The organism is Pseudoalteromonas sp. AWH4_217 (assembly GCF_056161105.1).
This window is the reverse complement of sequence record NZ_JBSWYM010000008.1, coordinates 236568-260628: the sequence shown is the minus strand read 5'-3', so window position 1 is coordinate 260628 and position 24061 is coordinate 236568. Positions and strand designations below refer to the sequence as shown.

Below are 24061 nucleotides of genomic sequence, written 5' to 3'. Positions count from 1 at the left end.
GAGAGGTTATGAAAATCATTGACCGCGAACAGGTGCAGCAGGCACTCTCATTTCCTATTCTGATCGCTGCGCTACAACGCGGGTTTGCCAGTGAACATGCGATGCCAAAACGCAGTGTTTTTGAACTGGATCCACATGCCGATAATCATGATGCATTTGCTGTGCTACCTGCGTGGAATGACACCGTCATTGGTGTCAAGGCTTTTACTTATTTCCCTGACAATGAAGCCCAGGGTAAAGCCAGCCTCTACTCAAAGATTATGTTGTTTGATCGGGATCACGGTGAGCCTTTGGCACTGGTGGATGGTACTCAGGTGACACTATGGCGTACTGCTGCAGTTTCTGCATTGGCAGCATCCTACCTTGCCAGAGAAGATGCAAAACACTTGATTATGTTTGGTGCAGGTAAGCTTGCTCCTTATATGGTTCGCGCACACCTGGCGGTCAGAGACTATGATAAGGTCACGCTGGTCGCCAGAAATCCAGACAAAGCAGCCAGCCTTCAGGCTTCTTTGGTGACTATGTTTCCTGAAGTTAGGTTCGAGCTGGGTCAAAGCAGTGCTGAGGTGATTGGCGCGGCAGACGTTATCTGTACTGCGACAGGGAGCCATAAGCCACTATTTGACGGACGTTGGTTGAAGCCTGGAACCCATATCGACTTGATTGGCAATCACCACAAAAATGCCAGGGAAATAGATACCGCGACCTTGCTAGCCAGTCGCGTGTTCGTTGACAGCAAAGCTAACGTCTTGAATGAAGCTGGAGAACTGCTTATCCCGATGGAACAAGGGGTATTTAAGGCTGAGCAGATTGAGGCGGAGTTGGCTGATATGGCTCGGGAAAATCGCTACTTGCGTAGCCATAACAGTGAAATTACTTTGTTTAAATCTGTGGGCACAGCACTGAGTGATCTAGTTGCTGCCAAACTGGTGATGGAGCATCACTGATATGTGGCGCTTTTCAAGGAAAGAAAAACCGCATTATCGTCAGTGCCCGATTATTGATTTAGTTATTGTTAGCGATAAACGTCTGATAAATCCGCTGGTATGTCATCAGGCGCATATGCTGGTGACATATCAATATGCAGATCAGAGAATGAGTGATACGATTTTATTCGACCATGCATTGTATGAGCGTTTCAAATCCGGGCAGTCATGTCAGATATTAGCGGCAAGCAACGGCGTGATGCAGAGATAACATTTTTCAACATTCTCTCACTGAATGCCACTGTGATACTCAATATACTCTGTCTTAATAATTACATATTAGTCAGGGTAAACATCATGAAAAACTGGATAGCATTCTCTTTGGTCGTCATCTTTGCAAGTGGCTGTGCACACCACAATAACGTACGTCCCTCTGCGGATGGCAAGCACTATGTAAACTTGACTGCAGAGACCAGAGAGGCAGCAGGCAAGGAAGCACTGGAGCAGGCCAATCATTATTGCGATGAGCAAGACCGTGGGCACGCCTACATTCAAAATGAAAACATTACCTATATGGGGTCGATGCCAGAGCAGGAGTACTTGCAAAAACGCAACATAGCGACGGCAGTAGAAGCGGCGGGCACCGCAATGTGGATCTTCGGTGAGAATGCGGTTGACGATGTGGGCGCTGCCATGAGTATTGGAGGTGGTATAGCCGAAGATTCTATGGGCGAGCCGTATCAAATCACTTTAGCATTTAGCTGTAGATAACCATGAAAGTGGCTCAAAGAGGGTGTCTGATGTGGAGGAAGCACCCAATCATTCAGCACTCTTTGAGCTGGTGGCAACTTCCCAATAATATGAAGGTGATTGTTTTTTAGAGTGATTTGGTTACACTGTTAACAAGTAGGCAGTTACGGGACCAGACACCTGCATGATCCATCGTGTTGCTCAGATATCATTCCTTTTTGTCACACTAATGTGCCCTCAGGCTTTGGCCTTTGGCGCCTATGACGCAGCCGTACCTATCAATATTGCCGTGGTCGGAAAGACCAAAAACGATAGTTTTTACCAGCAATCGCACAAAGGGTGTGTCTACTTTGCACGCGACTATCCTAATGTTAATTGTCTTTACGATGGAGCTGACGACTATCAGGATGTCAGAACACAGGTTCTGATAGTTAAAGAGCTAATCAAAAAAGACATCGACGGTTTGCTTATTTCAACCACAGATTCAGGGTATCTTGTCGAGGGGGCACTCAGGCTGGCTGCCGAGAAAGGTATCCCGGTCATTACTTTTGATTCAGATTTACTTAAAGAACATCAGGCATATCGCTTGGCGTACGTCGGGACCAATAATTTTGACTTTGGGAAGGCGCTGGGAGAAGAGGCAAAACGTTTTAAAACAGAGTCGAAACAATACATCTGTCTGCAGTCGGGGCATCAGACAACTCCTAATCTGAATCAACGCATCGCGGGAGTGCGATTTGCATTGTCTGGTCAAAGCAAAAATAGAATGTCAGGTGAAAGTGGCTGGATTGAGCATTACCGTTGTCCGCTTTTTACTATGGGAAGACGAGCTGATGCATTGGATCAGTTGATCACAATGATGAAATATCCCAATCCGCCCATATTTCTGGCCGTTGCCGGGTTTGCACAGTTTAACCCAGACTACATAACCCGTATGGCGCAGTTTAAAACGCTGATTGCTAAGCAGGAGCGGGTGATAATCTCCGCTGATACAGAAAATACGCAACTCAAAGCACTGCAACGAGGCTTATCTGTGACAAACATTGGGCAGAAACCTTTTGAAATGGGACGTCTGGGGACTGAGTTACTATACCAGTTTATTACTCAGAGTAAGAAGCCTGCACAAACACACTACTATCTGGACTATCATTATTGCAATAAGGGTAATGTTGCAACTTGCACAGTCAATCATTGATATTTGCTCTTGTGATACTAAAATAATCGAATAAACATTATCTTAAAAGCTCGGTAGGCCGATGAAGAAGTCTCTGTTATTGTTGCTATTATGGTGCAACAACGTGTTTGCTGGGCCCTTGCACTTTGTATCAATTAACTATCTGATTGAGCAGGAAGTAGGGCGCTTGGTCTTGCCTGAGATTTACCGCCAACTTAATGTAACTATTGTGGTAACACCTTACCCAGGCAAGCGTGCACAACAGCTGGTGCGTAGCGGAAAGCGGCATGGGGAAATCATGCGAATTTACAGCTATGGTGATGAGAATCCGCATACTATTCGTGTTCCAACCCCTTATTACACGCTAGAGACCATGGCTTTTGTTCGCAGCGATAGTCATGTTGATATCCAGAATGAACAAGACTTGAGCAATTATAGAATTGCAAAAGTGCGCGGTGTAAAACACACCAATAACATCACCAAAGGGATGTCCGAAGTAGAGGACACGGATACCACCATACAGGCATTGAATCTGGTGTCTAAGGGACTGGCTGATATTGCTCTGACCAATCGTATCGACGGCCTGGTTATGCTGGCTAAGGCTGGAATTGAAAATGTCGTACCACATCAGCGTAGCTTTCGAGTGTTGAAGCTGTATCACTATATCCATAAGGATCAGCGGCATTGGGTGAAGAAAATCGACGACGTGTTAAGTCGCATGACGCAAAGCGGTGAACTGACTGAACTGATAAAAAAAGCCGAAAACCAGGTAATTTCACAACACTGTCGGCAAAGTTCAGTGGCAACTGAACTATGCCGGCTGCATCTGTCTCAGGAAGAGGACTGAGCAGTACGATTAGCACGCCACTGGCGTATTTTGTTACCAAAACTCAATTTTAAGCACCAATATACAATGACCAGCAAGATAAAGGGCTCAGGTATTGCTAACAAACCCGAGTCTATAAGTGCCTGTGGTACGACTTTTACCGCGCCTTGTGACAAGAATGAACCAACCGCTATAAATAGAGCAAAACACATTCTCCACAAATGGCGGATCAGGCGGGGTGTCGAGGTCAGGCCTCCTGAGTAAGCCAGACGCACGTCACCAATAAAAGACAAGCTGGCGAGTAATACAAAAAAGTAGTAATCATAAGCACTTATGCCGTGTTTCATTTCAGCGGGGCTGGTGCCCGCCTGATTGCTAAAATATAGACAGGCGAAACTGATCAACAGTGAACATACAGGGAATACATAATCGAATCTTCCTCGCGTATTCGGTGCTGATTTCACTGCCTGCCACGCAGTCATTACCAGATAAGTCGTGTAGATGCCTGCAATAGCAGTGATGATCATGGGTTGTAATATCGCGATTAAGGTACCGCTGAGGGCCATTATGAGCATCGTATAGACAAACCCGGTGCCTGCCCTGGCGTGTAAAGGCTTTCCTTTTGTAACTGCTATAGCAATAACGCCTGCAACTATGGCAACGGTTCCTGTGATTATATGTATCAGCATAGTCAATGTGATCTGTTCCATCTTGTTATTCCTCTTTATTGCGATGTGCTTGTGATGCACTTTATACTGGCGGTCAAAGGCTGTCGTCCAATACTAAAGGTTAGGACAGTATAAAAAACTATAAGTATAAAAATCATGAGGTTGTTTTGTTTTGGTTAGTGCTGAATTGACGTTTGTCTATACCTTTTTACTCGGTGCACTGGGGCTTGCATTGACAATACTCGCTGGCAGAGAGCGGCGTTGGCATTGTTACCGGGCACTGGCACTGTTTCTTTTATCTCTGTGTGTGATCTTATCTGGTCCACTTATCTTCGCTCAGTTTCCCGCAGCCCGTTATGTTTATATTGCAGCGATTGTTCCGGCCTGGTTGTTACTTTTTCCTTGTTTTTACCTCTATACGCGAGGGTTAACATCACAGGTCCCCTGGCGCTTTACCCGCCATAGCGTATGGCATTTTGTTCCGGCCTGTATCTCCTGTGTGTTGTCAGTCAGTCTGTTGCTGCTTTCTGAGAGCGCTTTATTTAATATCTTTTTCGCCGAAGGAAATGTGGAGCTGGCAGCTGACGCGCGCCTTACGGTTTGGTTGATCATAACCGTTATGCTGTTCTGGCCTTTGCAAAGCCTGGTTTATGTGATTAAAACCTGGCGTCATTTGCTAGCTTATCGGCGTCAGTTGCATGCAGTATTTGCCAGTACCAAAGAGCGTGAACTGGGCTGGTTAGGTATTGTGTTAACCCTGATGGTATTTACCTGGGGCTGGCTGGCGCTCACCCTTGTTCAGGATTTGAGTGCACAACCTACGTTTTTGCGAGAGGGGGGAGTCGCGACATTGACTACTGTTACAATCTGGATTTTGCTCTACTGGTCTCTGAGACAAAAGCCTGGATTCGACAAAGTATACCCTCTTACTGAACAGTCAGATAAGTCACACGCGCTAAGTGACGAGGTGACAGAGCAACCAGCTTCAGTCAAATACCAGCATTCGGCGTTGAGCGATGAGCAGGCAAATCGCATTGCCAGGAAAATATACACTGCAGTGGTCACAGAGAAGCTTTACCTGGAGCCGGACCTGACCCTCTACAAACTGGCAGAATATTTAAAAGTATCAGCAAATTATGTGTCTCAAACTTTAAATCAGACATTGGGACAGTCATTTTTTGACTATGTTAATAAAGCCCGGATTGACGCTGCAGCGGAGCTACTGCGCGCGAACGATAAAACCGTGCTGGATATAGCGATGGCAGTGGGCTTTAACGCGCGATCTTCTTTTTATAAGGCATTTAAAACCCACACAGGCATGACGCCAGGGGAATATAAAAAGCATATACGTGTGAATACGTGATGTGACAAAGGTGATGTTTACTGTTTGTTTTTTGTCGTTTGGATGGGAGCTGCTAGCTTAAAAGGTGAGTGATAAATAAACAAGGAAATAACATAGAACTGAAAATTAAGAAGTTAAAAAATCTGACTAGAACAAAAAAGCTTGCCGATGCGCAAACACCTTTTATCGCAGGTGGTATGCCACCAGATATTACCAACTATGAACTATGTAATACGTTGACTGACAGGCGGAGTTGTACGCGTGCAGCCTGCCAGGTGTGATAGTCGGAGAAAAGGTCAGCTCAATCACATTAACACCATTTGTTGCGATTGAGCGCTACTGAGGCATTTTTCTCTGTAAACTCAGAAGTTGTAATTACTGATACAAATACCTGCTCAATAAAACTCTACCAGTGGTACTCTGATATTGCTGGTTTGCACCGATTTACCTGCTAAAAATGTTTTTATCACTTCCGTCACCTGTGGCGAGCGCATAAACAGATTATGTCCTGCATTTTCGATGATGACTTGCGTCACATCGCTAAAATTCCTGACGGCGTCCAGCTGACTGTGTGGGTAAGTGCGGCCATCCAATGAGCCCGACAGCACTAACGTAGGCACGTCGGATACTGGGGCTTTGCGAAATGCATCGCCTAGGTCCAATTCGGCAATGACCCCCTGCAATTGAGGCATAGGGAAGTTTAAATAGGCACCAAGCAACGCTGTTGTGCTTTGCTGCTTAACCTGAGCCAGCCTTTGCTGTGTAATACCGGAGGCTATGTCCATGGCGAATGGCATGAGTCTGAAGCTAATCTGAGTATCGCTAAAATAACCTCTGTTTGCGATGTGCTGAAGCGGTTCAGTAATCCCTATATCCAAAGCCCGATAAAGTGCCAGCAAGCGCTTCATGCCTCGGTGCGGGTCGGCTATCATTGACGATGCCAGGCGCTGCATATGCCAGCGTTGAAACAGGAAATCTATTTTCTTCCCCTTAGTATCAATTGCTTGTATTTTTATTGGGGATGTTTCTAGGCGTTCATGTACGCGACGGATCAGTTCGGCAATATCGGGGTACAGCGCCTTTGCTTTAGGCTGAGTGTTAATGGCCTGCTGAACTCGGGTAAAGTAGGCGTCTGTCTGAGCGGGTAGTTTGACTGTCTGGTTCAGGCCCTCGACACTGGCCAGTACGAGTTTATCCAGCTTACCGGGCATCAGTTTGGTCGCAGCGAGCGCCAGGTGAGTGCCATAACTGATCCCCCAGAGGGTCAGCTTTTCGGCCTTGAGGTGACGTCTGAGGTCATCCAGGTCTTCTGCACTTTGTTTTGTTGTATATCCTTTGATATCAATTCCTTGTGCCTGCCAGGATGCGGCACACTTGAGTGCGGCATCCTGGTATAGACGCGCAATTGCCTGATCAGTTTGTGGCGTATCTGCGTCGGTGTAAAAGCCTGACTGACAGGAGGGAAGTTGATCGGATTTACCTGTGCCACGCTGGTCCAGTGCTATCACATCACCAAATTCGCGCAGGGCCATAAACAAAGGAAAACGAAAATTGGCATATTCGGCTGTTTTGATACCAGATCCTCCCGGACCACCGGCCAGATAAACAAGGGGGCTGCCGGGATGTTTAGTGGTGGCTGGAAATCGTACATAATGAACACGAATAGTGCGGCTGTTTGCCAGTTTACGATTCTCTGGCACAGTAACAAAACCTGAAAAGGCAGCAACTTGTTGGTTATCCTGAGTCTTAAATGTGATTGCCTGTTCATTCTCATAAACTGATTGGGGTTGCTCCTGACTGATTGTACCAAAAGGCATGATAAAGGTGAGGAGCAGCAGTACGCGCAGCATAGAGTTGCCAAAATCGTAATAGCGGATGTTTTTCATAATGATGATCTAGTTGGTTGGAATTGCACCCAGTTAAGCTTGTTCGAGACCAAATATCATGCGATATTCTATCGAATGCATTGATTTTAATAGTAATATCGACAAGCGGTTGAATTCAGCCGACCAAAGGTCGACATAGGAGAAGGTGTGCGATTTCGTGACAGTAGATTATTGCGAACAGTGCTCTGTACACTACTGTTGTTGTCTGGCAATGTGTTAGCACTAGATTGGACACACATAAATTATCATCAAGTGTGGGTGTGCCCTGGCGGTGGGCCGATACCAACTTTTGAAGAGCCAGCTTGTAAGACGCAGTCATTTTTCAGTGGCGATCCACAGGGGCAAGCTATCTGGTTAAAGGCACCATTACATTTATCTGAGCATTGGCAAGAGCGTGCAGGGCCATACGCATTTTATCTGTTCGCGAAAGCTTCCAGTGAGGTTTATTTGAATGGCAGGTTGCTTGGCACGAATGGCCGTGTTGCTCTCGATGGTAAGCAAGAGCTTGCCGGGCGCATGGACACTCGGTTTTATGTCCCTCCCGATGTCATCAAAGAAGGTGAAAACTGGGTGGTCATGCATCTGTCCTCTCATCAGAGCCTTTTGCGCTTATCTTCACCGTTACATCTTGCAGCACTGGGTCAGTACCAGAACAGCACAGAGTACTTTGGCATAGAGCCACATATACAACTGAGCGTATTATGCGTTCTGGTCCTCGGGGTGCTTTATTTACTGATCCTGAGGTTAAGCCCTTTGCGGGCTCAGATCCCGGCAGGGCTGCTCTGGCTGTTTGGCATTGCTGCCGTTCAACTGGCGCTTGAGCAGTTGCGCGGTTGGATCAGTTATCCTTACCCTTTGCATGACGTCAGGCTTATTTTAATCTTACTGTGTGCGTTGGGCTTTGGCTGCGGATTACTGGCATACCTGCTGCGTTCTTGTCAGGTCCTTATTAATACCCGGCTGACGATCCTGGCTCTGAGTATGAGCCTCACCTTGCTTGTGGTATTTTTTAGTCCTGGGTTTGACCAGAAAACAACGCTGGCTGTGGCTTTTCCGGTACTCGTTGGGATACTGGTATCTGGCAGGTATTATTATCAGTCCCGTACCAGTAAAGCTCTGGTATTGGTTGCGACGCTATGTGCGTTCCTTCTGGCGGCTATACTGAGCGTACAGTCATTTCATAGTCTGTTGTTCTACATCATGGTCACTGCATTGCTTGGGGCTTTTTTGGGATTGCATATTCGTCATCTGGGTGAGCTTCAGATCCAGAGCATTATAGACCAACAGGCCATTGCTAAATTGCAGGTAAAACTGGCGCAACTGGATAAAACAGACGCACAGCAGTATCTCAATCTCACTTTTGGTAGCTCAACGGAGCGTATTGATGTAGGACAGTTGATATGGTGCCGCGCAGCTGGCGATTATGTTGAGCTACATTTGGAAGGCGGTGGTGAGCGATTGTATTCAGGCTCGCTGAAAAGTTTGATAGAAAAACTACCCGCCACATTTATGCAGGTACACAGATCTTATCTTGTTGATTTGGACAAAGTCAGAAAGGTCGCGTTGAATAAGGATAAAGCAGTCGCTGGATATGCGTTCTTACACCTCAGTGACGGTCAGAGAGTGCCGGTTAGTCGACGTTTAATTGGTCAGGTAAGGGAATCAATTGAATGAAACAAACTGTGCTACCAGCAAAGTTGCTCTGGTAGCACAGACGTCGATTTAGTCGATCAGATCTTCCACACCGACAATAACCCAAGGCGCATCGCCCTGTGTTTTTCTTTCCAGGTGCCAGATCTCGTGGATTGGTTCTTCCTGTTTGTCGCCAAGGTCACGGTATTTACCCTTGAACATGACGCTCACTTCCCAGGCCACAGGTGAGGTTTCTGCACGCACTAATTGCGCATCAACAAACATCACTTCTGTTGCGACATCGCCATGTTGTGCACGGTCTTGTTTAAACTCTTCGACCAGTTCAGGGCTCAGGTACTCAGCCAGAGTGTCAAAATCGCCCTGGTTCCAGGCAGTCTGTACGGTATGATAATGCTCTCGGGCGCCTTGTAAGAAGCCGTTCACATCAAAGTCAGCTGGCAAATTAAATGGTACTTGCTCCTGCTGCTGACCAAAGCCACCGCTCGTCGTGGTTGATTGAGCTTGCTGACGGAACTGAGCGCTCTGGTTTTGACCCTGATCAGCATTATTCTGGCCAAAGTTACCACCACCAAAGTTACCACCTTGAGGCATCCCCGCCATATGTGGTTGCTGGCGTTTAGTCATGAAGGATTTTATGACTTTGAATAGTACGAATGCCAGAATCGCAAACAAGATCATTTCCATAAACTGGAAACCTTCGAAGTCATCGCCCATCATTGCAGCGATAAGGCCACCTGCCAACAGGCCGCCTAATACGCCAGCCATAATGCCTTTTTTGTTTGATTTAGGCTTTGCGGCAGTATTCGGTGCCAGTGTTTTGGTGTCCACTTGTTTTTTCTGTGCCGTGGTGCTCGTTGCGTGGGTTTTACCCGCACTTTTTTTGCTGCCGAACTTTTTCCGTGCTTCTGCACTGAAACTGGTTGATACCAAAACGGCAATTAATGTCATTAAAACAATGAATTGTTTCATGGTGTTCCTCTGAGTTTTAGATCTGAACGCATTGTAATTAATCAATGTGGTGAAGCGAAGCGATTTCAATAGCGGGTTCAGGTTACGTTGCACAAGATGGATGCTAAGTGTTTGAAATAATTAAGTTTGTATGTGTTTTTTGTTCAGGTCGAAATAATCTTTCTGATTGTTCGTAAATAACTGATAGTTGATTCTTTTTCATCAGCTATTTGTTTTAAGTGTTGGGGCGGGTACATAGTAATACAACAACACCGGGTTAAAACCCGGTGTTGTTGTATATAAAGAAAGTAAAATTTACAACCAGCGTAATGATTCTGTCACAGCCGTTTCGTAACGCTCCAATGGGGTATTCAGATCAGCCACTAAAATGGTGTCCGCTCTTTCTCCTGGCTTGATGCTTCCGCTGAAACGTGCATCGGCAAACTGCTCGTCTGTGCCTGTGGCTTCATTTCTGTCGGTGGGCACAATAAACACAGTTACCGGGCCATGCTCCGACTGAAATATCAAATGCAGACTGCGCTGCCCTTTAAAGTTACAAAACGTTGCATAGGTCACTTTACCCGGCATGGATTCCAGTTTGCCACCAAACATAGCAAGCTTCTCGTTGACAACCTGTAACTGAACTTCATCTGTTAACGCCAGGGCTTCTGCTTCGTAATATACGTGTTCTAGCGCATGTTCACCTGCATGCAATGGCGCCTGAACTGAGGTTGCAAAGTACAAGGAGACAGCCAGTAAGGCTGAGGCAGCCGTGGCCAGCGGCGCTTTAAAGCGACGGTACCAGGCCAGCTGTTTTACTTCGGCACTTTGTTTGCTGGAAGTCTCTGTATCTGCTTGCTGCTTTGCAAGGATTTTTTGTGCCAGGTCATCAGGCACTGAAATATCCAGCGCACTGTGAAGTGTTGCATCAAAATCCTGCATCTCTTTTACGAGACGTTGTTTGGCCGGATCTGTGTCTGCCTGTGCAATTACATCCTTATCATTGGGATCGGCAAACAAGCGGCGGCGAAATTCAAGTTCATCCATCAGTTTGATGCCCCTTTTGCTGTTTCGGTCACTTGTGTTAAAGCCTCTTTCAATTGGTTTCTGGCACGATATAGCCTGGTCATCACGGTATTTTTGTTGAGTTCCAGGATCTGTGCTATTTCCTCGCCGGAGCAGCCCATCACAACCTGTAACAGCAGCGGCTCACGATATTCCGGTGACAATAAACTAATCTGTCTTTGGACCATCATTTGCTCAGTCTGCGAGTCGGGTGAGGCACTGGTCGAATCAACCAGCGTGTCCTGCTCTACGTCGGCATAATCAAATTGTTTGCGTTCAAAGCGGCGCGCATTTTCTCGCCGCAAAATGGTTAATAGCCAGGATTTGGCTGCGCTGTCATCCTGCAGGGCGTCCAGTGATCGCCAGGCGCGTAAAAAAGTTTCCTGTACCAAATCTTCAGCAATGGTCGGGTCCTGGCACAACCAGTAAGCAAAGCGATAAAGCTCCTTGTTGTACACCTGGACCAGACTTTCGTAACGTTTTTGTTTTGTGGTCATGCTAATAAGACCTTGTCTCTAGCAACATTATTTCATCTCACCGAAGAAAAATTAGTACAACGGCTCAAGTTGCTGTTTTTTCGCGTTTTTAACCTGCTTATGCTGTGCGGCAATCAGTTGATATAGCACGCTCAGGTCAACGTTCTCTTGTTTGGCACTATAGAGCGCCCCTTGCAACTTTGCAATTTCGTTTTGCAACTCATGGCTGAGCTGGCGGCGCCAGGCATGGATATGGTCATAGCCTTGTGCGCGCGCAAGTGCTTTAAGGGCCTGATAGCATTGTCCCGGATCTGAGTGTTGAGCGGCGTGTTTAATTTGTTTAATTGCTTGTGCTTCGTCTGGCGCTTGGGGTGTATAATCGCTCTGCGTTGGCGCTACCTTGGCCGATTGGCGAGTTATAAACCACACTAACAAAGTAATGAACCACAGTACATAACCAGATGCAATCAGCGCCCAGTCCAGCCAGGTTTTATCTGCCGGCTGGATCACAATGTGTGGTTCAGCCTGAGTTGTTGTTTGCTGTGGCGTGTTGGCGACAGGCGCAGGGGCGACCGATACCTGATTCGGATCGGCTTTTACCTCAATGGTTCTGGATGGCAAGGTTGCATACTGTACTCTATTGATCACGGTATTGAACCAGGGCACTTTAATTTCTGGCAGAGTATAAGTGCCAGGTGTCTGAGGCAACAAGGCATAAGAGGCAATAAGCTGAGAAATTACCCGGCCGTCGCGCGTCATCTGTTTTCGATCTGTTTCATCCGGGTAAGTTCTGAAGCCGTCGACATCAGGCACTTGTATATCGGGCTGTTGCTCTTTGGTGATCCCCAGAGCCGTTAATGTCAGAGTGCGGGTGATTGGTGTCCCAACAGTGACGGTCTGCTCATTTGGTTGCCACTCTTCGCTTAGGTTGACCAACTCACTGGGCAACCAGGCACCTGAATAGGTATCCGGAATGGGTTTCACCTCGACTTCAAGACTGTCACCTACCGCTGAGACCGCCATTCGGCGGTAGCCTTCGCGGATCTGGCCATTAAAGATAGGTGGCTCCAATGTAAAGGTGCCGCTTTTTTGTGGTTGTACCAGGTATTCTCGGGTCACGACCATATAACGACGACCATTGACTATCTCATAGTCCTCACTTTGTTTTCCCAGCTGGGCAATTTGCGCATCCTGCATTTGTGGCGCGCTGAGTTGACCATCCAGCAGATCCTGGCCAAGATACAGCTTAACAGTGAAGAGCGCAGCCTGCTGAACATGCAATGTATCTGGTTTTAGCTCGGTTTTAATAAAGATATTTTGCTGCGCTTCACCATCTTGCTCGCGGGCAAGTACCTTGAGCTTGATAGGGCGAGACTGATGACCTGCAACTTCAAAACTCGGGATGGTAAATTCCCCGGCTTTGCGAGACAGAAGTTGCATTTGCCAGCTGGTGGTACTGCTCATGCTGCCATTGATGATACTGGTGCGGGAGCTGGTACTGACAGGGCTGGTGACAAACTGAGCGCTCAGGGCACTGGTGTCTGGCATCTGTCCGGATACTTTGCCATTAGCTTCTATGGTCAGGGTAAAATACTCTCCAACCAGCACCGGGTTTTTGTCGACACTGGCGCTGAGCTGGTCTATCGCCCAGGTAGGCATCATTGTAATAAGTAAGATCACGGATCCCAGTAATCGCGTTACCATGATTTTTCTACTCCTCGCGGGCGTCGCTGACGCACCCGTTGTTGTGATTCCAATAACATTTTGTTGCGCAGCAAGATGGCTGGATCGTCTGGTACTTTACGCAGTAACTGATCGAGTTGCTGTGCTTTTTCTTTTTCTTCTGGTGTCAGTGGGCGACTTTGCATCATTTGCTGTGTCCCCTCGGGCTGACTTTGATCTTCAGTAGCTTGTTGCTGTGCCTGCTGCATCTGCTGAGCAGTCTGTTCTGCTTGTTGCTCCTGCTCGTTTTGTTGTTCCGATTGTGCAAGCTCGGGTGCGTTATCATTGTCTGATGCTGCCGCATCCTGAGACTCAGCGCTTTGCTGGTCATTTGCTTCACTTTGTGAAGAGTCAGATTGCGGTTCAGAATCAGATTGCGAAGACTGTTGTTCGTCTTGCTGTTGCTGCTGCCCATCTGATTGCTGGCCGTTTTGTTGTTCACCGTCTTGCTGCTGGTCACTTTGCTGCTGATCTTGCTGGTCGCCGGATTGCTGCTGATCATCTGACTGGTCGCCATTTTGTTGCTGGGACTGCTGTTGCTGTTCCCTGAGGTTTTCAACCAGCTGTTTATTTGCTTTCGCTTGTTCTAAATCAGGGTCCAGTTGCAGGGCCTGCTCATAGGCCGCAATGGCTTGATCAAGTTGTCCGGACTTCGCCAGCGCATTACCATAGTTATATTGCCCGGTGGCGGATGTGGTGTGTTTGAGCTGTTCCGCTGCCTGTTCATACTCTCCGGCTTTGTATAATGCGGTGCCTTTGAGCAGCGGATCCTGAGCGCTCTGCGCCTGTTCAAAGTTGCCTTGCTGATAGGATTCCAGTGCCTGCTGATCCTGATTTTTAAACCAGCTGGTCCAGTCTGCAGTATATCCAGTCTTGGGTTGTAACAACGCCACAACGAATAAACCCAGAGTAAGTGGCTGGGTGCGCATCAACCACAACGCAAGCGGGACAATCACAAACAGCAGATACTTACCTGCGTCCAGGTGCCACAGGGTTTCGCTTGGCTGCTCAGTGCTGTCCAGATCGGTTACTTTGCTTGGCGCAAACGTTTTTATGTCGTTGTCGCTGGGTGTATAGGTTGCATAGCGACCACCCAGGCGGGAGGCGAGGGCGGATAGTCGCTCCGGATACAGTTTCGGGACTACAATCTGACCGTAACGGTCTTTCAAGAACCCACCTTCTGGCAGTCCAATTGGTGCACCGTCTGGTGTACCTATACCGTATACATGAAGGCGATACCCTGTTCCATTTAATAGATCGGCGATATCCGACAGTTCATTTTGTTCTACCTCGTCACTGATGAGGATGATTTCTCCTTCATTATACCCAGCCTGATCCAGCAAGGTTTTGGCCTGATCCAGCCCTGCTAACACGTTGGCACCTTTACTGGGCATTATGTCAGGGCTCAGACTGGGTACCAGGTTTTCCAGCGTCTTTACATCATCGGTTAAAGGCGAGACGACAAATGCGTCTCCGGCATAGGCAACCAGCGCTGTATCACCCTCAGTAAACTGGCCAATCATATCCAGGGTTTTAAAGCGCGCCTGAGTGAGCCGGTTAGGCTGAATGTCAGTGGCATACATAGAGTAAGACATATCCATGACCAGCACCCGGGCTTGTTTACTTTTAAACACTGGCACCGTGTGCTTTTCAAAGCTGGGCCCGGCTGCGGCCAGTATGCTTAACAGCAGAAGCAGACTAACCAGCCAGGGCGTGCTGTTGCGCTGCTTCCGGGGGCCGTTCTCTAGTACGACTTGTGCAAGGTGTGGCGCGATCAGCGCCTCGTCTGTACTACGGTGACGCTTTAGCCATTGCATACCTGTTAGCAGTAACCAGGGCAAAAGCAACCACAACAAAGTAGGGCGAATAAATATAAACTCGGTCATAGTGGTTTAACTCGCAATTGTTTGATGGCTTTACTCAGCAGCGTCAGGCTCCACAGCGCCAATGCAATCAGCAGTGGCAAATAAAAGAGTGACAGGCGGGGCCTGAAAGTCTGGTTTTCATCAGCAATGGGTTCCAGTTTATCCAGTTCAGCGTAGATTTGTTGCAGGCCTTTCACATCTTTGGCACGGAAGTACGCGCCACCGGTTTCAGAGGCGATGTGTTTAAGGGTATTCTCATCTATGCTGCCAGTCATACCGCCCATGCCAAACAGACTGAAACCACCTCGGCCATCAGAGCCGACGCCGACAGTATAGATTTTGATGCCTTCTTCGCGAGCCAGGATCAGGGCCTCTTTGGGTTCCAGGTTACCAGCCGTGTTCTGACCGTCGGTGAGCAGGATCAGAATACGGCTACTTTGATCTTTCTGGTTGAAGCGTTTAACCGATAAGCCAATGGCATCGCCAATTGCAGTCGCCCGACCAACCAGGCCAATTTGTGCTTCGCTCAGCATCTGGCTGACGGTTTGTAAGTCACGTGTCAGCGGGGTTTGCAGGAATGCCGTATCGCCGAACAGGATCAGTCCCAGTCGGTCGCCTTGTCGCTCTACAATGAAATCGGACAAAACAGCTTTAACCACTGACAGACGGTCAACATATTTGCCCTGATAAGCCATGTCCTGTTCGGTCATAGAGCCGGACAAGTCTACGGCCAGCATAATATCACGACCCTCATTGGGTAAGGTGACCGGGTCATCAAGCCAGCTCGGCCCGCTCAGTGCCACAACAAGGCAAAGCCAGATCAACGCTTCGATCACATTTACGCCACGTTTTGGCGCAGCTAACGTTTGTCCTGCACCGATTTGTTGCTGGTATCCAGGCATACGTAAGCGCACCTGAGTTTGCGCCGCAGCTGGCTTAAAACGTGCTATCAGCCAGGGTAAGGGAAGAAGAAAAAGGGCCAGTGGCCAGTCAAGTTCAAACATGCACGGCCTCTTTGGTTTTAAAGGTTTTTATTGCCGCTAGCAATTTACTGCACTCCACAGTTGGTGTGCTGCTGTACAGCGAGTTCAGATCTTGCTCACTAAACTGTTGACGCGTCAGCTGATTGAGCATCTTATGCCATTGTGCCGTTGGCTTTGCGGCTTGTTCGCTGCCATAGTAATGTCGGGTCAGGCGTTTAAGTATGCCATGCAGTGCCAGGGCATCCTGAGTATGCTGCTGACTCAGTTTAATGGCTTCTCGTTTCGCCCCATTATGCTGCCAGTGTCTGACAGCAAGCCAGATACCGATTACGACTATCAACACTAAGGCGATGATAACGGCCCAACTGGCCGGGGCCAGTGGCCACCAGCTTACCTGCTCGGGCGGGATCACATCATGGAGTGCATCTAATGGGTTTTGCATCATCACTTACCTGCAGATCTGTGTTTCTATTGGCGCTGAGGCGCAAAACGTTTGCATTGTCATGCCGGCACGTTGCAAACGGGCCAGCCGGGTCTGAAAAGCCTGTTCAGCCTGTTCGGCAAATTGGGCTCTGAATTGTTTATCCGCCAGTGGCAATGTCCAGTTACCAGAGGCTGAACTGACTTCAATCGCATCTTTATAAGCGGGCAGGGTATGCTCGAACGGATCGCTGATTTGGCAGCCAATCAGTTCACAGTGCCGGCTAAGATGCTCAAGCTGTTTAAAACTGGCCTCGTTAAGCTGGCTGAAGTCGGAGATAAGATAAATAAGGCTGCCGGGTTTGGCCAGGTGCGATAAACGTTTCAGGTTATTGTCAAACGTCGAGGCCTGATTGTCGCCGCGCTTAGCCAGGCTCTGCGCGTGGATGTCGCACAATTGGTGGCAAAATGCCAGCACGCCTTTATCACGCGCAGTGGGCTTAAGCTCATGGTGGCCTTGCTCACTGAACACCACACCACCGAGCCGGTCACCACGGGCACATGCTGACCAGGCAACCAGGGCACTCAGATGCGCAGCCTGAACAGACTTGAGCAACAGGCGGCTGCCGAACAGCAAAGAACTGGACAGATCGCAGAAGATAAACACCGGACGTTCTTTTTCTTCCTGATACAGCTTGGTATGGGCCTCACCTGTACGTGCCGTTACTCGCCAGTCGATAGCGCGAATATCATCACCATACTGGTACTGACGTACCTCGGCAAACTCCATGCCCCGGCCTTTGTGTGGTGCCAGATATTGCCCGGCCTGATCACTGCGGATGGCGCGCTTGGGCTTGAGATCCAGTAAGCGTGCTTTGCTCTTATAATAAAGCAGCTCTTTGAGTGTCAGTTCAACACCATTGCTGTGGCTTTGTGCCAACCACTGGGTGTGATCGGTGTGTTGCATTGAATGCTTCATCATCGCGACCACTTATGGCACAGGGACCAGTTCCAGAATACGGCTGATCACCTGATCTTTGCTGATCCCGTCCGCCTGCGCTTCATAGCTCAGAATAATACGATGACGCAGCACATTGTGCAGCACCGCCTGAATATCATCCGGTGTCACAAAATCCTGACCCTGCAACCAGGCGTGAGCACGTGCACACTTATCCAGCGCAATGGTGGCCCGCGGACTGGCGCCGTATTCAATCCAGGCACCCAGCTGTTGATCCAGCTTAGCGGCTTCACGGGTAGCAATGATCAACTGCACCAGATAGTGCTCAAGCGGTTCGGCCAGATGCAGTGACAGCACTTTTTTACGTGCTTCAAATAAGGTTTGCTGTGAAATCGGCGTAAACTGCGCGGTTTGTTCCGACAGGGCTTCGCCACGCGTTAAACGCAGGATCTCAAGCTCAGTGCTCGCTTGCGGGTAATCAATGTTCAGGTGCAACAGGAAACGGTCTAGCTGCGCTTCCGGCAGTGGATAGGTCCCTTCCTGTTCAAGCGGGTTTTGCGTAGCCATTACCATAAACAGCTCTGGCAGCGGGTAAGTTGTTTTGCCTACCGTGATCTGCCGCTCTGCCATGGCTTCCAATAAGGCTGACTGAACCTTAGCTGGCGCACGGTTAATTTCGTCCGCCAAAATCAGGTGATGGAATAAAGGGCCTTTTTCAAACACAAACTCGCTGGTTTGCTGGCGATAGATGTCGGTGCCGGTGATATCGGCGGGCAACAAGTCCGGGGTAAACTGAACACGCTGAAAGCTGCCTTCTATGCCTTTGGCCAGCGCGTTCACGGCACGGGTTTTAGCCAGCCCTGGCGGGCCTTCCACCAGCAAGTGGCCATCTGCCAGCAAGGCGATGAGCAGCGCTTCTGTCAGTGCGCTTTGACCTAAAATTTGAGAGTCGAGGTAGTTTTTCAGTTCACTAAATGCGTTTACTGCCATGGTGCTTTGTCCTTGTTGTGACAAATTTTTTGCTTATTTATAAGGATTGAGGCGCAAAACTCAAGGTTTTGCGGGCGATTTTTTGTAACTTGATTAGACACTGAAGCAGGTGAAAGTTCCCAAAACTTCATTTATTTTTCAGTGACTTTTTGAATTGAGCAAAAATCAGGCTAGATTTAATAGCGGCGTTTAGAAGGACCATCTCAATCTTACTCGAATGATAAGATTTTCCAATTTACTATTGGCATTAAGGATTCGGTTGTTTAGAATCAAACGACAATAACAGGTCAGACCTGTCAGCGGGAGAGCAAAATTCATGTCTGAACAACACATTCTAAAAACAACAAAAGGGGACCGCATTGCCATTGTTTCTGGCCTGCGTACACCCTTTGCGAAACAGGCTACGGCCTATCACCACGTACCGGCACTGGACCTGGGTAAGGTCGTTGTCAATGAAATGCTGGAACGCCTTAATATAGATAAGAACGAAATCGACCAGCTGGTCTTCGGCCAGGTGGTGCAAATGCCGGAAGCGCCAAACATTGCACGTGAAATCGTACTGGGCACCGGCATGCCGGTATCCGTCGATGCTTATTCCGTATCTCGAGCCTGTGCCACCAGCTTCCAGGCGGTCGCCAATGTTGCCGAGTCTATTATTGCCGGTCACACGGCGGTCGGTATCGCCGGTGGTGCGGATTCATCATCCGTGCTCCCCATTGGTGTGAGCAAAAAGCTGGCTGGTAGCCTGGTTGATTTAAACAAGGCGCGTACTTTGTCGCAACGCCTGAAGATTTTCTCAAAGCTCAGACTGAAAGATTTGATGCCAGTACCGCCGGCCGTTGCGGAATACTCAACGGGCCTGTCTATGGGTCAGACGGCAGAGCAAATGGCCAAAACCCATGCTATCAGCCGTGCCGATCAGGATGCGCTGGCGCATCGCTCTCACACCCTGGCTGCTAAAGCGTGGGATGCAGGTCTGCTAAAAGACGAAGTCATGACGGCACATGTAGAGCCATACAAAGGTTTCATCGACAAAGATAACAACATTCGTGCTAACTCATCGCTGGAAGGCTACGCGAAATTGCGTCCGGTCTTTGATCGCAAGCATGGCTCGGTCACTGCGGCAAACGCAACGCCGCTTACTGATGGTGCCGCTGCGGTATTGATGATGAGCGAAAGCAAAGCCAAAGCACTGGGTTACGAAATCCTGGGCTATGTGCGCAACTATGCATTTACCGCTATCGGCGTACACGAAGACATGCTGATGGGCCCGGCTCACTCCACGCCACTGGCACTGGAGCGTGCGGGTCTGACTCTGCAAGACTTAGATTTAATTGAAATGCACGAAGCGTTTGCGGCGCAAACTCTGGCCAACATGAAGATGTTCGCCTCTGATAAGTTTGCTCAGGAAAAGCTGGGTCGCAGCAAAGCGCTGGGTGAAATCGATATGGATAAATTCAACGTAAACGGTGGCTCTTTGGCCTATGGACACCCGTTTGCGGCAACAGGTGCGCGTTTGATCACGCAAACCCTGAATGAACTGAAACGTCGCGGTGGTGGACTTGCGCTGACTACAGCTTGTGCGGCTGGTGGTCTGGGTGCAGCCTTTGTATTGGAGAGTGCATAATGTCAGTATTTAGTTATGAATTAAACAGCCACCGCGTGGCCATCGTCACCATAGATGTGCCGGGCGAGAAGATGAATACGCTGCGTGACAGCTTTGCCGATGAATTGCTGACTATCCTGGAGCAGGGTCGCAGTGATGATGTAACTGGTATGGTGTTTGTCAGCGGTAAAGACGATAACTTTATCGCCGGTGCCGACATCAAAATGCTGGATCAGGCAAAAACCCGCGAAGATGCGCTGCGCTTATCTGAAATGTGCCAGCAGGCATTTTTCAAAATGCAGAAGCTGCCATTCCCAACGGTTGCGGCCATTCACGGTGCAGCACTGGGTGGCGGTCTGGAATTCGCCCTGGCGTGTGATTATCGCGTATGTAGTGATGACGATAAAACCAAATTAGGTTTGCCAGAAGTACAACTGGGCCTGTTACCTGGCGGTGGCGGCACACAACGTCTGCCAAAACTGGTGGGTATTCAAAAAGCATTAGAATGGATGCTGACGGGCAAGCAAGTGCGTGCCAAGCAAGCTAAAAAAGCCGGTCTGGTTGACGACAGCGTGCCGCACAGTATTTTACTGGATGTGGCCATCAAACTGGCTCGTGGCAACAAGCCTAAAGCACGTAAACCTAAGCTGGATAAGCTTAGCCAGCTGCTGGAATCAAATCCGTTTGGCCGCAACATCATCTTCAAAAAAGCGCAGGAAAACGTTGAGAAGAAAACCGGTGGTCACTATCCGGCGCCACTGGCTATTATCAAGGCAGTGCGTGCTTCAGTTGAATTAGGTGAACTGAAAGCCTACAAAACAGAAGCCGAAGGGTTTGCTGACTTGGTCATGACCGAAGTGTCACAGTCACTGCGTGGCATTTTCTTCGCGACCACAGAGATGAAAAAAGAGTGGCAAAGCGACGACGCGCCTAAGATTAACCGCGCGGCGGTACTGGGTGGCGGCCTGATGGGCGGTGGTATTGCCCACGTGAGTGCGGTAAAAGCCGGTGTACCTGTGCGCATTAAAGATGTGGCACATCAGGGGATCAGCAATGCACTAAGCTACAGCTACAAGATCCTGTCTAAAAAACAGAAAAAACGTATTCTGTCTAAGGCCGAGCTGCAACTGGCGATGAACCGCATCACAGGTACCACTGACTACTCTGGCATGCGTCACACTGATATCGTGATTGAAGCGGTATTTGAAGACTTGGCACTGAAACAAAGCATGGTGGCCGACATCGAGCGCGAATGTACAGAGCAAACCATTTTTGCCAGTAACACGTCGTCGTTACCGATTGCGCAGATCGCTGAAAAAGCAGCACGTCCTGAGAACGTGATTGGCCTGCATTACTTCTCGCCGGTCGAGAAAATGCCTCTGGTTGAGATCATCCCGCATGAGGGTACATCACAAGAGACCATTGCGCGTACCGTGAATTTTGCGCGCAAGCAGGGCAAGACGCCTATCGTGGTAAAAGACAAAGCGGGCTTCTATGTGAACCGTATTTTGGCACCTTACGTGAACGAAGCGGCCAACCTGCTGCTAGCGGGCGAGCCAATTGAAAAGATTGACCAGGCCCTGGTTGAGTTTGGCTTCCCGGTTGGGCCTTTAGCATTGCTGGACGAAGTGGGTGTGGACATCGGCTCTAAGATTGCGCCTATTCTTGAAAAAGAACTGGGTGAGCGTTTTAAAGCACCGGATGCCTTTGCCCGCATGATCGACAGCAAGCGTCTGGGTCGTAAGACCGGCAAGGGATTCTACAAATATGAAGCCAAAGGCAAGAAAGTGGACGAGTCTGTCTATGACTTGCTGGGAATTACACCGGCACCTCGTCTGAACAAGCAAGAAATTGCCAGCCGCTGTGTGGCGCAAATGCTCAATGAAGCTGCGCGCTGTCTGGATGAAGGTATCATCGATAGTGCCCGTGATGGTGACATTGGTGCCATCTTTGGTATTGGCTTCCCGCCATTCTTAGGTGGACCGTTCAGCTATATGGACAAACGTGGTCTGAACAAAGTGTGTTCAGAGCTGTCTACCTATGCCACCGACAATGCGGTGTTTACACCAGCGGAACCGCTACTGGCTAAGGCCGAAGCTGGCGAAGCTTACTACAGCTAAGCATTTGTCTGAGCATTAGAAAAAGCCGCATTGATGCGGCTTTTTTATTTTCGGCTACAATAAAAGGAATCATTGTCGGCACACTGCTTGCTATTGGTAACACAGGTGATAGCGCTCGTCATTTGCCCGGGGATATGGCATGCACAACAGGTACTTTTTTACGTTTATTGCCACGCTGGCTGGCGTGACTGTACTGGCGAATGTTGTGATGTTCTACATCAGTGATGATGCCAACGAGGTGATAGCAAGGTTTGAACAGCACTGGCAGGAACAGGCCGATATTATTTTACGCGAGGCTGAGCTGCTCGATGATCTGGAACATCAACTCAGCAACGTAAATACGGCGCATCAGGTTAAGGATTATTTACCTGCGCAACCTCGTCCTGAGGCTGATGTCCGAACTACGGTGGCCCTGCAGATAGTAGCGATGATTGGGGCGCTTGACTTGAGTGAGATGGAAAGGCAAGCCCTTGAGCAAATTAAGCACTATCTTGAACATATAACCACTCACAGTGACAGCACCATATCATCGACCTCTGAGACTCAATCATCTGAGCCGGCGCATTCGTCCCAACATCAGCAACTGGACAGTGCGCTACAATCATTACGCTCAGGTATGGAAGCTCGCATTCATACAACCCGACTTCAGCATCAGGCTGCACTTGAAAGTGTGATCAACAAGGGCTCAATTGAGGCCTGGCTGCTTTTGTCATTAGTTGTGATCCTGGCTTGTGCCGGTGCTGTGGTGTTACGTGGGCAGCTCAGAACCATAGAAGAGCGAGCCTGTTTGTTTAATGCAATCCCGGATGCACTGTTGTATTGCGAGTATAACGGCAGTATCACGCGTGTTAATCAATCCTGCACAGAACTGTTTGGCTATGGCACTCATGAACTACTCAAAATGACAGTAGAAGACCTCATCCCAGTACGCTTTCGCGAGCTGCACCGTAAAGAACGGCGTAATTTTAGCGGACGTGCGCAAATGCGTCGAAAAGGAGAGAACGGGCTGAATATCGTAGGATTACATAAATCGGGTGATGAGATCCCATTGGATATTGCAATTGCCAGAACGGCACTGGGACAGGAAACTTACTTTGTGGCAGTGATCCGTGATATTCGTCCGGAATTGCAGTTACAACAAAAAGCTGAGCTGGACTTTTTAACTCAGGTCTATAATCGTGGTCAGATAGAGCAACTCCTCAAAGATGAGTTAAGTCGGGCACACCGTTATCAGAGGTCCCTGTCGGTCATGATGGTAGACATAGACAAGTTTAAGACCCTAAACGACACTCTTGGGCATCAGGTTGGAGATGCAGCATTGGCTGAACTCAGTGGATTCCTGACGGCCTCTATTCGCCCCAGTGACCGCCTTGGTCGCTGGGGCGGCGATGAGTTTGTGCTGGTATGCCCTGAAATTGGTGCCGAAAAAGCCTTACAAATGGCCCAGCGTCTGGTAATTACTTATAACGAACAGAATCAGTATGATCTGAGTTTGAGTATCGGCGTCACCAGCCGGGCTCAGGTTGGCTCACAGGCCGATGTAGAGACACTGATTGGTGAGGCCGACGATGCACTATACCAAGCCAAAGCCGCGGGTCGGGGCAGGGCCGTACTGTTCAGTAGCCATTAGCGCGGGTTTTTACTTTCCCCCTAAAAATCCGTACAATCTGCGGCCATAAACCG

The 24061-nt window shown here is 48.8% G+C and carries 21 protein-coding genes; 10 read left to right on the top strand and 11 right to left on the bottom strand.

Annotated elements, in window-relative coordinates; all coding sequences use genetic code 11:
- Positions 1-8: 8 nt before the first annotated feature.
- From lhpI to ACXAH1_RS12350, 5 genes are all read left to right on the top strand, one after another.
- Positions 9-947: a bifunctional Delta(1)-pyrroline-2-carboxylate/Delta(1)-piperideine-2-carboxylate reductase gene (gene lhpI / locus ACXAH1_RS12370; protein ID WP_475197045.1), complete on the top strand. Its 939-nt coding sequence runs from the start codon at positions 9-11 to the stop codon at positions 945-947.
- Between the two features lies 1 nt (position 948).
- Entirely contained in the window at positions 949-1197 is a 249-nt protein-coding gene (locus ACXAH1_RS12365; protein ID WP_475197042.1) for a hypothetical protein, read from the top strand.
- An 86-nt stretch (positions 1198-1283) separates the two neighbouring features.
- On the top strand, positions 1284-1697 hold the full coding sequence (locus ACXAH1_RS12360; protein WP_475197039.1) for a hypothetical protein: 414 nt from the start codon (positions 1284-1286) through the stop codon (positions 1695-1697).
- 163 nt (positions 1698-1860) lie between these two features.
- Positions 1861-2871: a substrate-binding domain-containing protein gene (locus ACXAH1_RS12355; protein ID WP_475197036.1), complete on the top strand. Its 1011-nt coding sequence runs from the start codon at positions 1861-1863 to the stop codon at positions 2869-2871.
- A gap of 61 nt (positions 2872-2932) precedes the next feature.
- Positions 2933-3697, top strand: coding sequence for a substrate-binding periplasmic protein (locus ACXAH1_RS12350; RefSeq protein ID WP_475197034.1), 765 nt, complete (start codon positions 2933-2935; stop codon positions 3695-3697).
- Here the strand turns inward: ACXAH1_RS12350 and ACXAH1_RS12345 are convergent.
- Positions 3682-4386: a DUF2306 domain-containing protein gene (locus ACXAH1_RS12345; RefSeq protein ID WP_475197032.1), complete on the bottom strand. Its 705-nt coding sequence runs from the start codon at positions 4384-4386 to the stop codon at positions 3682-3684. The genes ACXAH1_RS12350 and ACXAH1_RS12345 overlap by 16 nt on opposite strands.
- A 130-nt stretch (positions 4387-4516) precedes the next feature.
- Between ACXAH1_RS12345 and ACXAH1_RS12340 the strand changes: the two genes are divergently transcribed.
- Complete coding sequence (locus ACXAH1_RS12340) at positions 4517-5707, top strand: helix-turn-helix domain-containing protein (protein WP_475197030.1); 1191 nt, start codon at positions 4517-4519, stop codon at positions 5705-5707.
- 374 nt (positions 5708-6081) lie between these two features.
- Here the strand turns inward: ACXAH1_RS12340 and ACXAH1_RS12335 are convergent, their stop codons facing one another.
- On the bottom strand, positions 6082-7572 hold the full coding sequence (locus tag ACXAH1_RS12335) for an alpha/beta hydrolase (protein ID WP_475197027.1): 1491 nt from the start codon (positions 7570-7572) through the stop codon (positions 6082-6084).
- 147 nt (positions 7573-7719) lie between these two features.
- Here ACXAH1_RS12335 and ACXAH1_RS12330 point away from each other — a divergent pair, with 147 nt between their 5' ends.
- Entirely contained in the window at positions 7720-9246 is a 1527-nt protein-coding gene (locus tag ACXAH1_RS12330; RefSeq protein ID WP_475197025.1) for a LytR/AlgR family response regulator transcription factor, read from the top strand.
- 48 nt (positions 9247-9294) lie between these two features.
- On the opposite strand, the gene ACXAH1_RS12325 is transcribed toward ACXAH1_RS12330, so the two are convergent.
- The 9 genes from ACXAH1_RS12325 to ACXAH1_RS12285 all read right to left on the bottom strand — a co-directional run bounded on the left by ACXAH1_RS12325 (position 9295) and on the right by ACXAH1_RS12285 (position 18652).
- The gene (locus tag ACXAH1_RS12325) at positions 9295-10194 is read right to left on the bottom strand and encodes a Tim44 domain-containing protein (RefSeq protein ID WP_475197023.1); all 900 of its coding nucleotides are present in this window, start codon (positions 10192-10194) and stop codon (positions 9295-9297) included.
- A gap of 294 nt (positions 10195-10488) precedes the next feature.
- Positions 10489-11220: a DUF3379 family protein gene (locus ACXAH1_RS12320; RefSeq protein ID WP_475197020.1), complete on the bottom strand. Its 732-nt coding sequence runs from the start codon at positions 11218-11220 to the stop codon at positions 10489-10491.
- Complete coding sequence (locus ACXAH1_RS12315; protein WP_138553476.1) at positions 11220-11735, bottom strand: sigma-70 family RNA polymerase sigma factor; 516 nt, start codon at positions 11733-11735, stop codon at positions 11220-11222. The genes ACXAH1_RS12320 and ACXAH1_RS12315 overlap by 1 nt, the downstream gene beginning before the upstream one ends.
- Before the next feature lie 51 nt (positions 11736-11786).
- Positions 11787-13418: a BatD family protein gene (locus tag ACXAH1_RS12310; RefSeq protein ID WP_475197017.1), complete on the bottom strand. Its 1632-nt coding sequence runs from the start codon at positions 13416-13418 to the stop codon at positions 11787-11789.
- Positions 13412-15322 (bottom strand): vWA domain-containing protein, encoded by a 1911-nt coding sequence (locus ACXAH1_RS12305; protein ID WP_475197015.1) that lies wholly within the window; start codon positions 15320-15322, stop codon positions 13412-13414. Before ACXAH1_RS12305 ends, ACXAH1_RS12310 begins: the two co-directional genes overlap by 7 nt.
- Positions 15319-16305, bottom strand: a complete 987-nt coding sequence (locus tag ACXAH1_RS12300; protein ID WP_475197014.1) for a vWA domain-containing protein — start codon at positions 16303-16305, stop codon at positions 15319-15321. The genes ACXAH1_RS12305 and ACXAH1_RS12300 overlap by 4 nt, the downstream gene beginning before the upstream one ends.
- The gene (locus ACXAH1_RS12295; RefSeq protein WP_475197011.1) at positions 16298-16729 is read right to left on the bottom strand and encodes a DUF4381 domain-containing protein; all 432 of its coding nucleotides are present in this window, start codon (positions 16727-16729) and stop codon (positions 16298-16300) included. Before ACXAH1_RS12295 ends, ACXAH1_RS12300 begins: the two co-directional genes overlap by 8 nt.
- A gap of 3 nt (positions 16730-16732) precedes the next feature.
- Positions 16733-17671: a DUF58 domain-containing protein gene (locus ACXAH1_RS12290; protein WP_475197105.1), complete on the bottom strand. Its 939-nt coding sequence runs from the start codon at positions 17669-17671 to the stop codon at positions 16733-16735.
- A 24-nt stretch (positions 17672-17695) separates the two neighbouring features.
- Positions 17696-18652: an AAA family ATPase gene (locus ACXAH1_RS12285; protein ID WP_054013946.1), complete on the bottom strand. Its 957-nt coding sequence runs from the start codon at positions 18650-18652 to the stop codon at positions 17696-17698.
- Between the two features lie 316 nt (positions 18653-18968).
- Here ACXAH1_RS12285 and fadI point away from each other — a divergent pair, with 316 nt between their 5' ends.
- From fadI to ACXAH1_RS12270, 3 genes are all read left to right on the top strand, one after another.
- A complete protein-coding gene (fadI, locus tag ACXAH1_RS12280) occupies positions 18969-20279 on the top strand; it encodes an acetyl-CoA C-acyltransferase FadI (RefSeq protein ID WP_046005954.1) in 1311 nt (436 codons plus the stop codon).
- Entirely contained in the window at positions 20279-22378 is a 2100-nt protein-coding gene (gene fadJ / locus ACXAH1_RS12275) for a fatty acid oxidation complex subunit alpha FadJ (RefSeq protein ID WP_475197009.1), read from the top strand. Before fadI ends, fadJ begins: the two co-directional genes overlap by 1 nt.
- Positions 22379-22517: 139 nt before the next feature.
- A complete protein-coding gene (locus tag ACXAH1_RS12270) occupies positions 22518-24008 on the top strand; it encodes a GGDEF domain-containing protein (RefSeq protein ID WP_475197007.1) in 1491 nt (496 codons plus the stop codon).
- The last annotated feature ends 53 nt before the right edge of the window (positions 24009-24061 follow it).